Annotated in this window: 13 protein-coding genes, 2 tRNA genes and 1 riboswitch; of the genes, 4 read left to right on the top strand and 11 right to left on the bottom strand. The window is 57.2% G+C overall.

Annotated features, from left to right (window positions below; translation table 11 throughout):
* Positions 1 to 80: 80 nt before the first annotated feature.
* Together thiC and erpA are read right to left on the bottom strand one after the other, a co-directional pair.
* Positions 81 to 1,922 carry a phosphomethylpyrimidine synthase ThiC gene (thiC, locus tag VGK48_04335; protein ID HEY2380391.1) on the bottom strand — a complete coding sequence of 614 codons (1,842 nt, stop codon included), beginning with the start codon at positions 1,920 to 1,922 and terminating at the stop codon, positions 81 to 83.
* Positions 1,913 to 2,013: riboswitch (TPP riboswitch) on the bottom strand. (Overlaps the previous gene by 10 nt.)
* 4 nt (positions 2,014 to 2,017) lie before the next feature.
* Positions 2,018 to 2,347, bottom strand: a complete 330-nt coding sequence (erpA, locus tag VGK48_04340; protein ID HEY2380392.1) for an iron-sulfur cluster insertion protein ErpA — start codon at positions 2,345 to 2,347, stop codon at positions 2,018 to 2,020.
* A gap of 59 nt (positions 2,348 to 2,406) precedes the next feature.
* Here erpA and VGK48_04345 point away from each other — a divergent pair, with 59 nt between their 5' ends.
* Positions 2,407 to 2,925 carry an iron-sulfur cluster assembly protein gene (locus VGK48_04345; protein HEY2380393.1) on the top strand — a complete coding sequence of 173 codons (519 nt, stop codon included), beginning with the start codon at positions 2,407 to 2,409 and terminating at the stop codon, positions 2,923 to 2,925.
* A gap of 104 nt (positions 2,926 to 3,029) precedes the next feature.
* On the opposite strand, the gene VGK48_04350 is transcribed toward VGK48_04345, so the two are convergent.
* The 4 genes from VGK48_04350 to trxB all read right to left on the bottom strand — a co-directional run bounded on the left by VGK48_04350 (position 3,030) and on the right by trxB (position 6,970).
* The gene (locus VGK48_04350) at positions 3,030 to 5,060 is read right to left on the bottom strand and encodes a radical SAM protein (protein HEY2380394.1); all 2,031 of its coding nucleotides are present in this window, start codon (positions 5,058 to 5,060) and stop codon (positions 3,030 to 3,032) included.
* Between the two features lie 236 nt (positions 5,061 to 5,296).
* Positions 5,297 to 5,653, bottom strand: coding sequence for a dihydroneopterin aldolase (folB, locus tag VGK48_04355; protein ID HEY2380395.1), 357 nt, complete (start codon positions 5,651 to 5,653; stop codon positions 5,297 to 5,299).
* Between the two features lie 7 nt (positions 5,654 to 5,660).
* A complete protein-coding gene (locus VGK48_04360) occupies positions 5,661 to 6,056 on the bottom strand; it encodes a DUF2203 domain-containing protein (GenBank protein ID HEY2380396.1) in 396 nt (131 codons plus the stop codon).
* Positions 6,053 to 6,970: a thioredoxin-disulfide reductase gene (gene trxB, locus VGK48_04365; GenBank protein ID HEY2380397.1), complete on the bottom strand. Its 918-nt coding sequence runs from the start codon at positions 6,968 to 6,970 to the stop codon at positions 6,053 to 6,055. The genes VGK48_04360 and trxB overlap by 4 nt, the downstream gene beginning before the upstream one ends.
* 100 nt (positions 6,971 to 7,070) lie before the next feature.
* On the opposite strand from trxB, the gene VGK48_04370 reads away from it, so the two are divergent.
* A tRNA-Arg gene (locus tag VGK48_04370) sits at positions 7,071 to 7,144 on the top strand.
* 6 nt (positions 7,145 to 7,150) lie between these two features.
* Here the strand turns inward: VGK48_04370 and VGK48_04375 are convergent.
* The 4 genes from VGK48_04375 to VGK48_04390 all read right to left on the bottom strand — a co-directional run bounded on the left by VGK48_04375 (position 7,151) and on the right by VGK48_04390 (position 11,805).
* Complete coding sequence (locus VGK48_04375; GenBank protein HEY2380398.1) at positions 7,151 to 8,302, bottom strand: serine/threonine-protein kinase; 1,152 nt, start codon at positions 8,300 to 8,302, stop codon at positions 7,151 to 7,153.
* Positions 8,303 to 8,397: 95 nt separating this feature from the next.
* Positions 8,398 to 9,102: an MgtC/SapB family protein gene (locus VGK48_04380; protein HEY2380399.1), complete on the bottom strand. Its 705-nt coding sequence runs from the start codon at positions 9,100 to 9,102 to the stop codon at positions 8,398 to 8,400.
* Positions 9,103 to 9,247: 145 nt separating this feature from the next.
* On the bottom strand, positions 9,248 to 10,909 hold the full coding sequence (locus tag VGK48_04385; protein ID HEY2380400.1) for a M48 family metalloprotease: 1,662 nt from the start codon (positions 10,907 to 10,909) through the stop codon (positions 9,248 to 9,250).
* A 26-nt stretch (positions 10,910 to 10,935) separates the two neighbouring features.
* Complete coding sequence (locus VGK48_04390) at positions 10,936 to 11,805, bottom strand: energy transducer TonB (protein ID HEY2380401.1); 870 nt, start codon at positions 11,803 to 11,805, stop codon at positions 10,936 to 10,938.
* A gap of 568 nt (positions 11,806 to 12,373) precedes the next feature.
* Between VGK48_04390 and VGK48_04395 the strand changes: the two genes are divergently transcribed.
* Positions 12,374 to 12,447, top strand: a tRNA-Arg gene (locus tag VGK48_04395).
* A gap of 315 nt (positions 12,448 to 12,762) precedes the next feature.
* Positions 12,763 to 12,972, top strand: a complete 210-nt coding sequence (locus tag VGK48_04400) for a hypothetical protein (protein HEY2380402.1) — start codon at positions 12,763 to 12,765, stop codon at positions 12,970 to 12,972.
* Positions 12,973 to 12,981: 9 nt separating this feature from the next.
* Here VGK48_04400 and VGK48_04405 read toward each other — a convergent pair whose 3' ends face one another.
* Positions 12,982 to 13,185 carry a hypothetical protein gene (locus tag VGK48_04405; GenBank protein HEY2380403.1) on the bottom strand — a complete coding sequence of 68 codons (204 nt, stop codon included), beginning with the start codon at positions 13,183 to 13,185 and terminating at the stop codon, positions 12,982 to 12,984.
* Between the last annotated feature and the right edge of the window lie 17 nt (positions 13,186 to 13,202).

Genomic DNA, 13,202 nt, shown 5'->3' on the forward strand with positions numbered 1-13,202 from the left:
TGACGCAGATGGGCGCATCAAATCTCTTTGTTTGCGCCCATCTGCGTCATCCGCGTCATCTGCGGCTCACACTTTTCTGGCTAATCTTTCTTTACGTAAATATCGGCGCCGGCTGTCACGAATTCCACGCTCTTCTGATCCATCGCTTCCTTGACCTCTTCCGTTATCTTCATCGAGCAGAACTGCGGGCCGCACATGCTGCAGAAATGCGCGAGCTTTGCGCCATCCTGCGGAAGCGTTTCATCGTGGAAATCCTTGGCTGTCGTCGGATCCAGACTGAGGTTGAACTGATCGTCCCAGCGGAATTCGAAACGCGCCTTGCTGAGGGCGTTGTCGCGCTCCTGCGCGCCGGGATGACCTTTGGCGAGATCGGCGGCGTGCGCCGCAATCTTGTATGCGATGACGCCGTCTTTGACATCCTTCTGATTCGGCAGGCCGAGATGTTCTTTCGGCGTGACGTAGCAGAGCATCGCCGTGCCGTACCAGCCGATCATCGCCGCGCCGATCGCGCTCGTGATGTGGTCATAGCCCGGAGCGATGTCTGTGGTCAAAGGCCCGAGCGTATAGAACGGAGCCTCATGCGTCAGCTTCAATTGAAGATCCATGTTCTCTTTGATGAGATGCATCGGAACATGACCGGGACCTTCGATCATCACCTGACAATCGTATTTCCATGCGATCTGCGTGAGGTCTCCGAGCGTTGCAAGCTCGCCGAGCTGGGCGCCGTCATTCGCATCCGCGATGGAGCCCGGCCGCAAGCCGTCGCCGAGGCTGAACGAGATATCGTAAGCGCGCATGATTTCGCAGATCTCTTCGAAGTGCGTATAGAGGAAATTCTCCTGATGATGCGCAAGGCACCACTTCGCCAGGATCGAGCCGCCCCGGCTGACAATGCCTGTCCGGCGCTGGACCGTCAGCGGGATGTAGCGCAGAAGAACGCCGGCATGGATCGTGAAGTAATCGACGCCCTGCTCGGCCTGTTCGATGAGCGTGTCCCGATACATCTCCCACGTCAGCTCTTCCGGCCGGCCTCCGGCCTTCTCGAGCGCCTGGTAAATCGGCACCGTTCCGATCGGCACCGGCGAATTCCGCATGATCCATTCGCGCGTTTCATGGATGTTGCGGCCGGTCGACAGATCCATCACCGTGTCGGCGCCCCAGGTGATGCTCCAGCGCATCTTCTCGACTTCGTCTTCGATCGAGCTGGAGATGGCGCTGTTGCCGATGTTCGAATTGATCTTCACCAGGAAGTTCCGGCCGATAATCATCGGCTCGGCTTCCGGATGATTGATATTCGCAGGAATGATCGCGCGGCCGCGCGCGACTTCGTCTCTCACAAATTCCGGTGTGATGTATTTCGGAATGCCGGCTCCGAAGGATTCGCCGGGATGCTGGAAGTGGACATTCGAACGGCTGTCGCTGGCGGCTTCGAAGGCCTGCTCGCGGCCCAGGTTTTCGCGGATGGCGATGAACTCCATTTCCGGAGTGACGATCCCGCGCCTGGCATAGGCAAGCTGAGTGACGGCAACACCCTTATCCGCCTTGCGGGCCTGTCGTTTCAGTCCCGGAAACGATTCCAGCCGGACCCGGCCCTGAGCTTGCGCCGCATGCTGGAAACTGAGATAGCCATTGTCCTCGGCCTTGACCGTGCGGCCCTCGTATTCGACGGTGTCCTTGCGATCGAGAATCCATTGCAGGCGCAAGGCCGGCAGACCCTGACGAACGTCGCAGACCATACGCGGATCTGCCCAGGGACCGCGGGTGTCGTACAGCCGCAGGTGCGCGCCATCCCGGGTCGAGACCTCACGCAGCGGGACTTTCACTGAAGGATGGATTTTGCCCGGGACATAAACCCGTTCGCTAGCCGGAAATGCTGTATCGAGGTAGGCGGAATCTTTGAATTCGAGTTTGGACGTGCTCATTTTACGCTCCCTTCGTCGGTATTATCCGAATCAGGTTCAAGGGGTCGATCCTGACGGATCCTCTCAGCGAGAAGCTCCCCCGTTGGTTTACAAATTTACACCGAGAACGAACTGCCGCAGCCGCATGAACCCGTGGAATTCGGGTTATTGAACTTGAAGCCGGCGCCATGTAGCCCTTCGACATAATCGACTTCGGCGCCTTCCATGTAAAGAAGACTCTGCTTGTCCACAAACACTTTCAAACCCTCGAATTCAAACACCGCATCGCTCTGATCGTTGAAATTCTTATCGAAGCCCATGCGGTACTGAAAGCCGGAACAACCGCCGCCGACGACCTGAATGCGCAGGCCGGCATAGGGCTCGGGCTGTTCGGACATGATCTCTCTTACTTTCTCTTCCGCTTTCTTGGTTAATAGGACTGGCATGTTGTTCTTCTCCTAATATCTACGTACAAATTATACCCTTGAAGTATAGGGGGTTAACGGTGAAAATCAAATTCGTGTGGCTCATCGTTTCCCTCTTTGCCGTCAGCATGATTGTCCTCATATTGATTTACGCCGTCCGGCGGCAATCGAATATGACGCCTTCCTACTCCAAACAAGCCCGAGATGAGGACGCCCGCGTCTTCGCAGAGTCCACCAAGGTTATGGAAGCTACGGTAGCCGAGGCGCTCGCCGCCAAAGCCCGGGATCCGCGCCTCGCGGAGATGTCTCAGGAAGACCTCGTCTATGAAGTGTTAAAGGAATGTTTCGATCCGGAGATTCCTTTGAATGTCGTGGACCTCGGATTGATTTATGAAGTCAAGGCCGGCACCGACGCCGTCGATGTCAAGATGTCGGTAACGTCGCCGGCCTGTCCCTCCGGCGCCACGATCGCGGAAGACATTCGCTCGAAACTGAGCAATGCGGGATTCCCGAATCCAAATGTTCAGATTGTGATGGAACCGGCGTGGTCGCCGCAGCGGATTTCGGAAGCGGGCCGCAAAACCCTGGGGATCAATTAGCCACAAACTTTAGGCTGCGCGCTACCGCGCTTGCGCTTCGCGAAACAAAAAGGCACAAAAGAGAAGGTCTCTTTTGTGCCTTTTGTGCTTTTTGTGGCTAATTACTATCTGCCGCGGTGAGCCAACTCGATCTTGACCAACTCTGACTTCTCGCTATCGCCGAGGTTCTTACCGAAGGTGAGTTCGTCAACCATCTGCTTCACCTTCTGAGCCTCGCGCGCTTGCTGCCGGGCCATCTTCTCTTCTTCCGCGGCAGTTTCCGGCGCCTCCCCATGCTCACGGACGCGAGCCACATCTACCTGGTTCAAAACGAGGTTGTGATCGAAATTCTCCAACGGAACTTCATGGCCGCCGGCATAAACGCCGTGCTTGCCGTACTTCTTGTTCCACTCGGCAACGCTGGCGGTCTTGTACATGTTCTCGATGATCTTGCGCCAGCCGATTCCGGTGTTGTACGCGCAGAAGGAAATCTCGCCGAGTTGCGTCGCGTACGGAATGATGCACATCTCGGTGCGGCGGAAGTCATAGTTGAACAGATCCTGGAACCACATTCCTGCGACGAACAGGAAGTTCCAGGGATCATTGCGGCGTTTCTGGATGTCTTCCATCGTGCGATCGCCGGACACCTTGCCGTAACTCTTGCCGGACAAACCGAAGGACTTGTCGAACTTCCTCATGATGTCCGAGAGCGTCAGGCTCGGCGGTCCGCCGAACGGGTTGTAGTTCTTCAGAAGCGCCAGCGCCATCATGGCGTTCGAGAACCACTTGCTGCGGCCGGAATCCGTGATCTTCTGCATGTCGGAAACGAGGCCGGGAATGTTCAGGAACTGAGGAACCGGAGCGAACTCCTTGGTTTCCTTGTTGATCATCATCGCCGTGCCGACGCCGCAGTTGGGATGGCAGCCGCAGCTGACCTGGCCCCAGTCCGCGCCGGGTCCATGGACGAGGTCCGCGAAGTCCGCGAACGCGCCCATCATCGAAAGCGGGAACCAGTCGCGCGTCGGTTCGGTCACTCCGACCTGTGTCTTCACGTCGTTCGCGAGGTGCGAAAGTGTGTAGCGCTGGCGCAGACGGCGTTCCGGAGTAATGTCTTCGTCGCGGCCGGTAAATGAAACCGGCTGGAAGGCAATGAACGCGATCTTCTTCGGGTTGTCCATCGCGAAACGGATGATCGATCCGACCTGATCGTTGTTGACGCCGTTAACCAGCGTCACAACCAGGATGATTTCGACGCCGGCTTCGTGCAGATTGTTGATCGCGCGGAGCTTCACATCGAAGAGATTGCCGATCTGGCGATGGCTGTTGGCATCGTTTCCGATACCGTCGAACTGCAGGTAGGCATAGCGCAGGCCGGCTTCGGCGGCCTGCTTCGCAAATTCCTTGCTCTTGGCGAACTCGATACCGTTCGTCGCCGCCTGGACGCTGGAATATCCGATCTTGCGGGCATACGCCACCGCATCCAGGAAGTAGGGCGACATGGTTGGCTCGCCGCCGGAGAACTGAATGGACATCTGACGCCGCGGTTTGATCTGGATGGCGTTGTTCATGATTTCCATGATTTCTTCCCAGGTCAGTTCATGAACGTAGCCCACCTGGTTGGCGTCCATGAAGCAGGGGTCGCACATCATGTTGCAGCGGTTCGTCAGATCAACGGTCAATACGGAGCCACGGCCATGTTTGATGGTGCTGCTGCCGTGATTGTGGAGGTCCTTGTCGTTGTGTGCCGGAATGTCCCGGCCGGGGAAGTTCTGTTCGATCCACTCGAGGAACTTGACGTCGATGGCCATCAGGTCTTCGGTCTTCCCGTGTTGCGGGCATTCCTTGACCATCCAGACCTGACCGTCGCGCTCGATGATCGAGGCTTTGACTTCTCCTACCTTCTCATGAAGGAGCTTCGTCCAGTCCGCCTTGCCGTTCGTGATCGCTTCACGCGCTTCTTTCACGCATTCCGGACAGAGCGAGTCGGTCTGGCGAGGCCAGCCGAGAACCGGCTTGGTCTTCTGCCACGACTTCAGCAACGGCTTTTCCGTCCACTTCGGCGTGAAAGCCGGATTGGGATTGAACCGGTTAAAGTACTGGATGGTATCGAAGGCAACACCGGCGCCGTAACAAACGGCCGCATCCACATACTTCATGGCGCGCTTTCCGAGCTTCGCCTTTCCTTGGGTTCGGGCGCTATAGTCGGTTTGCGGAGTTTCACCTACGGTCTGTTCCAAACTAGACAAGCTACCTCCTTGAATAACAGGTGCAATTACCGGATGAGAACGTCGGGAGGCCGTTGGAGCTGGCCTTTAAAACAAGGGGGTAAGGATAACGCAACAAATTTGAAATCTTCAAGACAAATCGGCACAACTGCCAAATTTTGAATGAATTAGCGGGAACGAACGATCTCGATGGAGACGTAGTTGACCCTGGGTTCCACAACTGGGGAGATTTTCCGGACCAGAATACGAACCTGCGGAGTCGGGAATCCGTCGAGGATCCCGGCGGCCAGAAGCTCCGCCAGGGTCTCTATAAGGTGGAAGTGCCGGCTTCCACAAACCTCCATGACTAGAACGGCGACCTTGGAATAATCGAGGGCATCCTTCAAGGAATCCGTTCTGGCCGCTTTGGCCGAATCGACCCAGATCTCGATATCGATGGAAAGGCGCTGTTCGATCGTGCGTTCTTCAGCGGTGACCCCGATGTTGGCGACGCAATCAATGGCGGAAATCAGAATTTTGTCCATGGGTCGCTCACCTGTCCGTGTCATCCAACGGCTCCCGGCCCCCAAAACCGGTTTCTATATCGTGCCAGTATTCGATCCGCTCTTCGCCCAACTGCCAGCAGAGATAAACCACCCGTCCCTGACGGACGTAGGGGAAATCGCAGAGCCCCTTCTCAGCATCCTTTAGAATGACACCCATATCCTTGATTTGATGAATCAGGAACATCAGGTGGGAAACCGATTCGACGTACTCCACCCCTGCCTTGCTGAAACCATCGAAAGCGGACGCGTCCCGCGCTTTCTGGACTTCCGGATTCAGTTCCCGGACGTGCCCCCAGGCTTCGCCGATCTCGCCGAGCAGCGTGCGCAGAGTGGGAAGCAGAGCTTCGGCCTCCGCCAGGGTGAATATCCGCTCGTCACTCAATGTTCCAACCAACGCTCGGCTTCGATCGCCGCCATGCAGCCGCTGCCGGCCGCTGTGATGGCCTGGCGGAAAACGGGATCCTGAACATCGCCGCAGGCGAAAACGCCGGGGATGTTCGTGCGAGTAGAATCCGGATGGGTTTTGACGTAGCCCTTTTCGTCGAGGTCGACCTGTCCTTTGAAGATGTCGGTGTTGGGATTGTGGCCGATAGCGACAAACAACCCGTCGATCTTCATTTCGGAAGGCCTCTGGGTTTTGACGTTCTTCAGCCGGAGGCCCGTCACGCCGGTTTCCCGGGACCCGACGACCTCCTCGACAACCGTATCGACAACGAAATTGACTTTCGGATTGGCTAGGGCGCGATCCTGCATGATTTTGGACGCGCGAAATGTGTCCCGCCGGTGAATGAGCGAAACCTTGGTGGCGAACTTGGTCAGGAATGTCGCTTCTTCCATCGCGGAATCGCCGCCGCCGACAACCGCGATTTCCTTGCCGCGGTAAAAGAAACCGTCGCAGGTGGCGCAGGTGGACACACCGTGGCCCATCAATTGAATTTCGGTTTCGATGCCGATCAGTTTTGCGGACGAGCCGGTCGAGATCACGACCGTCTTCGTTTGAATCTCCTGATCGCCGTAATAGACGCGGAACGGATGTTCTTTCAGTTTCACGCCATGGACATAACTGTTCACGATTTCCGCGCCGAAGCGCTGCGCCTGCTTGCGCATCTCTTCCATGAGCTGCGGGCCCATGATGCCTTCCGCGAATCCGGGATAGTTCTCGACCAGCGTCGTCAACGTGAGCTGACCGCCCGGCTCCTTGCCTTCGATAAGGAGCGGCTGAAGATTGGCGCGAGCCGCATAAATCGCCGCGGTTAGACCCGCCGGGCCCGATCCGATAATGACCATGTTTCGCATGTCAGAAACCTCGTTCCAGAAAGAATCCCATAAGTTACCACAGCTGGGATCGGCCGCGGATGGCGCGGATGATGCATATGCGTAGTAAGATCTTCGGGACGCGCCCGTAGCTCAGCTGGATAGAGCATCGGACTTCGAATCCGGTGGCCGGGGGTTCGAATCCCTCCGGGCGCGCTCAGATTACAGATTCTTCTCCGCCGTGTTCCTGGCTTCGAATGCCATATATGCGATGAAGACGAATCGCAGAAGCTCGAAGAAGCCCTGCATCGATTGGGGACTGCTGTTCAGTAGCAGTGTGATAACGCCGAATATGGCGACGTGAATCCCCGCCTTCTTGTATTCCACATTGTACAGAGCTCCCAGGCCTGGAATCAGACCCAGCCAGAAGGCTTTCCGCGGACTGCGCGGCCGCACGGCGGCCTGAGGCCGCGCGGCAGGCGGCGGCACTTCCGGCGTAATGACTCGAACGCCGCGCCCTGAATGAAGGTCGCGCCGCAGGCGTTCGAGATCCGCTCGAACTTCCGATGCGTGCTGGTACCGGAACTGGCGCTCCTTTTCCAGAGCTTTGTCGATGCTTCGATCGAGATCGAACGGAAGGCTGGGATTCAAGCGCCCTGGCGGAGTCGGGTTCCGGTTGAGGATGGCATCGTAAACAACCGCGGCGCTCGGCCCCGGGAAGGCTTGAGTTCCGGTTGCCATCTCATAAAGAACAACACCGAAGGAAAAGAGATCGGTACGCTCGTCGACATCCTCGGCCCGGGCCTGTTCCGGCGACATGTACGCGACGGTGCCTAAGGTTGTGCCGGGCGACGTGAGGTCTTTGCCCGCGGTTGTCGAGATCTCAAGGCCGGCCGCATTCTGCGGCGCAAGCTTCGCGAGACCGAAATCCAGAACTTTGGCCTGCCCCTGCCGCGTCACGAAAACGTTCGCCGGCTTGATATCGCGATGGATGATTCCCTTGGCGTGTGCCGCCTCGAGCGCTCCTGAAATCTGAACGCCGATGTCGAGGAGTTCTTCGAGCCGAAGCGCCTGACCATGAATCCGTTCCTTCAGTGTCTGTCCATCGAGATACTCCATAACGATGAACGGCCGGGCGTTGTACTCACCGATGTCGTAGATCGTGCAGATCTGAGGATGATTCAACGCCGAAGCGGCGCGGGCTTCGATCCGGAATCGCTCGAGCGCCTGTGAATCCTTCGACCATTCTTCGGGAAGAAACTTGATGGCGACGGCACGGCCGAGCCGGCTGTCTTCCGCTTTATAGACGACGCCCATGCCCCCGCTGCCGAGCTGCTCGACTATCCGATAGTGCGAGACCGTCTGCCCGATCATTTAGTAAGAATGCATCATTGCATCATTGCAAGTTGCTGCATTTCTAAATCTGGAATGAAAAAACTTCCAATGATGCAATGTTGCACTGCACTGTGTCACGAGGCGGTTGATTTCCATTCCACTCGAATCACGCCGGGCTGTTGTGCAAGCGCCGGCAGGAAACCCGGAACTCGGGCATCCGGGAGGCGTGCCCGCCACTCCAGGGCATATTCGAAGCGCTGGACGTCCGGATCGCGGCTGTAGGCAACGGAGCTCGATGCCACGATACAGCTCTGCGCCGTCAATCGCGATCGAATCTCTTCTTCCGACGGACCTTCCGCCGCAGTGACGACGACCAGTTCAGCGATGTGCTCCCGGATGGAGTGTTCTTCAACCCACTTCAATCCCCACAGCACCGCCAGACCCAGCGCCAACCCGCATAAGCCGAGAAAGAGTTGTCCGCCACCGAAACAGAGTCCGATGATCGTCACAAACCACAGCGTCGCGGCGGTTGTAATGCCGACCACCATATTGTCCCGCCTCAGAATGGCGCCTGCCCCGATGAAGCCCATTCCGGACAGGATGCCCAGCGGCAACCGCATCAGATCCAGCACCACGAACGAGGAGGATGATTTGCCCGCTGTGTCCATCAGCAGATTGGCCTGAATCATCGAAATGGAGGCCGCAAGGCAGACCAGAAGCGTCGTGCGCAGGCCGGCGGGCCTTCCGCGCGAGCTCCGGTTGATCCCGATCAGTGTTCCGGCGAGGACGGTAAGCGCCAGCCGGATTGCGACTTGCGTCCATCCAATCTCGGTGGGCACAGCTCGAACCCCTTAAAGACATCCGGCACGAAAGGGGCCCAAACGGGGGACTGGTCACTTTTTAAGGCCCAAACTGTTTCGTTTGGAAACATTTTGACCAACACAAGTGACCTGTCCCCCGTTGGGCCCCTTTCGTGCCGGATGTCTACTTCGCGACGGCCTGCGCGACGCTTCGCCGTTTCAGGTTCAGAAAGACGGGCGCAATTTCAAACGGCATCTTTTCCCGCGCAAACAACGGCGTTGCGGGTTTCGCCTGAATCAATTCCACATGATCGTCCCAGGGATCGATATGGAGCCGGCTGCCGATCGGCAAGGCTGCGACCTGGTCGATCTTTTTCGTTTCCAATTTAGGAGAGCCGGCCATGAGGTCGGCCATGCGGCGCACTTTCCCGCCGCTCGCGATCATGTTGCCCAGGTGGGGTGTCAGGAGATTCGGCAGTTGCGGTCCACGGTTCTGCAGCGCCCGCAGAAACAAACCGGCGTTGCCGAGTTTGTCTTTGTAAGGCGACGCTTTCATGAATTCGGCGGCTTTGGCGTCCGCAGCTGCTTCTTCTTTCTCGTCGCGCTTCAACGTCAGCCATTTGAAGGTTTGCGTATCGTCGAACAGCAGCCGGTCGCTGAACGCATATTTCGTGTCGATCTGATGACCAAGCGAGATATGCGCGAGTTCATGCGCCAGTATCGACGCAAGGCTGGCTTCATCCGGCAGAACATCGATCAGGCCGCGGCTGACCACGACCGTGTTGCCGACGGTGAATGACTCGAGGGGCGTCGTTAGAAGGACGCGCGCCCGCACGCCGGGCTCGATATCCAGATTGTTCGTGACTTCAAGATTGTTGAGCACAGTCTCCATCACCTGATCGACGGGGCCTTCCGGCGCAAGCAATCCCGCGCTCTGGATCCGGTTGAGCGTGTTGTCCTCCGCCTGGCGTTCCCAGGATCTGAGGTTCTGAACGGGGGCCGGCGTGTCGCCGGCGTCGGCGCTGTCCTGAACCCGATCGGACTCTACGGAAATCTCCGTCAACTCTTGCTGTTGATTGGCACCCGCCGCGTCATAGCCCCAAAGCCGGGTCTGCCCCTTGAAGCGAAGTTTCCTGGTGTCCATGAGGTACGCAAAATCCGACTCTTCCGTGTAGATGTATGTCGGCAGCCATAAATCCTGCGCCAGGTTCTCCCGCCAGCTGTCGAAGTGAAAATAGTTATTGGAGCCCGACGACGGCGTGTACGTTCCATTGAAACGGACAATATTGAAGTCGCGGTCTTCAATCCAGATCCGGCCGATGAATGCTGTCCGGTGCGCTCCGCGCTTTGGTTTCACATCGAAAACGAAGCAGCGCACCTGGCCGAGGAATTCTCGACGCACATATGCAAAGTCATAGTTCGCACGATCAAAGTTCTTCTCGTCGATAAAAATCATGCTCGCGAAACCACGCGGCAGATATTCGATCTTGAAGGGCGACTCGATCAGCTGTCTGGTCCTCGACATGAAGCCGGGAACCGGCAGCAGCGAATTGTCTTGAACGCCATGCTTCATGTCCAGTTTGGAGAGAAAGTATTTGTCGCCTGTGGGAACGGCCCCGAGATCACGATCCGGCGCCAGGTTCTGGATGTAGGTTTCAACCATCGGCGTGAACTTCGTCAGCGCCTTCATCAGCTCCCGCTCGCGCTGAAGAGCCCGGTCCACAACGCGGTCCGCCGTCAAAGCCGGAGAATTCGAGTCCGCCGGAGCCTGGGCCAGTTCGGTGATTGCGGTGAAGGCGCACAAAGCGAGCGCGGCCACGAGAATCGTCATGGATCTGAATTTCATGTAAGGCCTCTTAAAAACACAGCTGCTCAAAAAGCCAACTGGAAAATGATGTGGACCGTTGCGGCCGAGTCCACCGGCTGGCCCGCACGCATCGCAGGCTTGAATCGAATCTGTCCGGCGGCTCGCATCGCAGTTTCGTCCAGGCCATGCCCGAGACCACGCACGACGTCGAGTACGGAAATCTCGTCGGTCGCCTTGAATAAAACATGAACGAGCACCTCGCCCTCTACCCGAAGCTTGCGGGCTTCTTCGGTGTATTCGGGCTTGGGCTTGTAGACAATCTCAACGGGTTTATCGGGAGGCCCGGCATTCATTTTCTTCGGCGCCGGCAGCGGAGCAGCGTCCGCGACCGCATCGAATCCGCCCTGCCGCACGCTGCGAATGACGGCGCCCGGATAACTGGAGGGAGCAGCAGCAGCAAAGCTTCCGCCAACAGCAATACCGGCGGCACGGTTGGAATTCTTCGCGGGAACTCCGTTCGGATTGCCGAATCCACCCGTTTGAACATCGTGGGCCGGGGCATTCGGCATAGCTGCAGCGGAATCGCTTTTCGTCGAGAAGACTCCGGTCTGGACAGCAAGCCGCGGAGGAGCGATGGCCGCCGGCGGCGCATCGATATGAGGCAGCGCTATCGGCGCCGGCACCGGGGCGGCAGGATCTTCGACTTTCAGGACCTTCGGAATCGGAACTTCATTCTTCGGTTCCGGCTCTGCTTTCCGAAGCGGTTCGATGACAGCAGGCGCCGGCTCGCGCGGCGGCTCGAGACGGCGCGAAGCGGACGTCGTTTCGACAAGCGTTACCGGCTTTTCGACTGGCGGCGCGACCAGAACAACGTCGTGGTGGACCTTCAATGAACTTGTAAATATCAGCGGCAGAACGATAACGAGCAGAAGCATTCCGATATGTATCAGGACGCTTATGCCGAAAGCGCCGGCTCTCGGATCGGACTTTTCAAAAGTCGGGAAAATTTCAATGGTCTGCGGCGCCTCCGCCGGGTGATTTCCATCGGCCGCAACACTTCGGCGAAGGCGGGGCCGGGTAAACCTCGCAGTGCACACGCTGGAACCGTCATCGGTCAATGCCTTTTGATCCGATAGGTTAAGACGGAGAAGCTCCTCGTAAAACGGTGGCACCCATCGCCTCCTTCTGAAATTCCACGGCCGCCCCGGCATGGTTCTGCCGCGGCTGGCGGTAACTTCGAGGGAAACGTTTTAGCAAACGAAACTCCAGCGCTTACGGCTGGAGATTCATGCGGTGCATCGCGCTAAAATATCGGCGGCGCAGACGCAGAAACCTGCGCCTGCTTTCAGATTAAATGCACGTGCGCTGTCAATGGCTTCATGAACTCTTTTTCGTAACAGCCAAGTACTTGTTCGTTTCTCGAACAAACAATTTCATGTGGCGTTGCCATCTGCACGTTTTCCCCTCCACTACCCCGGGCCTAACTGCTAGAATCCAAAGCATGCGCCCGTAGCTCAGATGGATAGAGCGTTGGTCTCCGAAACCAAAGGTCGGACGTTCGAATCGTCTCGGGCGTATTGAGGAGGTCACTAACAGGGTGACCTCCTTTCTTTTGGTTCCAGATAGCCCCAATGGCTAATCGCTGGTTCTTGCAAAGAGGGCAGGCTGACTACGGCTTTTTTGCGACGATCTTTCCGTTTTCCAAAACGATAATTGGAGTGCCGTACATTTTCGCAATCTTTCTCGCTGCGTGGCGCTCCCTTACTGGACTTCTTCACTTGAAGATAGTAGCAAGCATGGACGCAAGCTATTTAGCGACACGGTCCACATCAATTTTCTGCAAAGGCGTGTAGGAGAATCACGGTCAGGTTCGGGAACGCCAATGAAGTACCATGCCGCCAGACATGCGCGATTCTCCGACACGAACAGGCGACATCAACCACGTAGCCGGCATCTACCATTCGAAGTGTCACTCGGAAGAGCGCACGATCCTCGAAGGTCAGAGGTTTCCCCGTTGCGCGCGCTGCAATGCAGATACGGTCTGGCTTTTCGTCCGGCCGGCAGGAGCGCCGAAAACGGCGCTGCAGGCTGCCGGAAATTGAAACACGCAATCAGGCGGTGCGGTTGTATTTCTGACTGAGCTTGGTTTTAGGTTCGTCGGCTTTGACGATATCGGCCTCGTTCCATTCGCGCTCGCCAAGTCCTTGAATGCTGACCAGATAAACGTTTTCCCCGCGTTGCTTCTTGATAAAGCCGATGCGTTTGTTCTTGATGTTCTCGACTCTGTCGCCCATTTCGAACTTTGGATTGCTCATATCTAACATTCTAGCCT

The organism is Terriglobia bacterium (assembly GCA_036496425.1).
GTDB lineage: Bacteria > Acidobacteriota > Terriglobia > 20CM-2-55-15 > 20CM-2-55-15 > 20CM-2-55-15.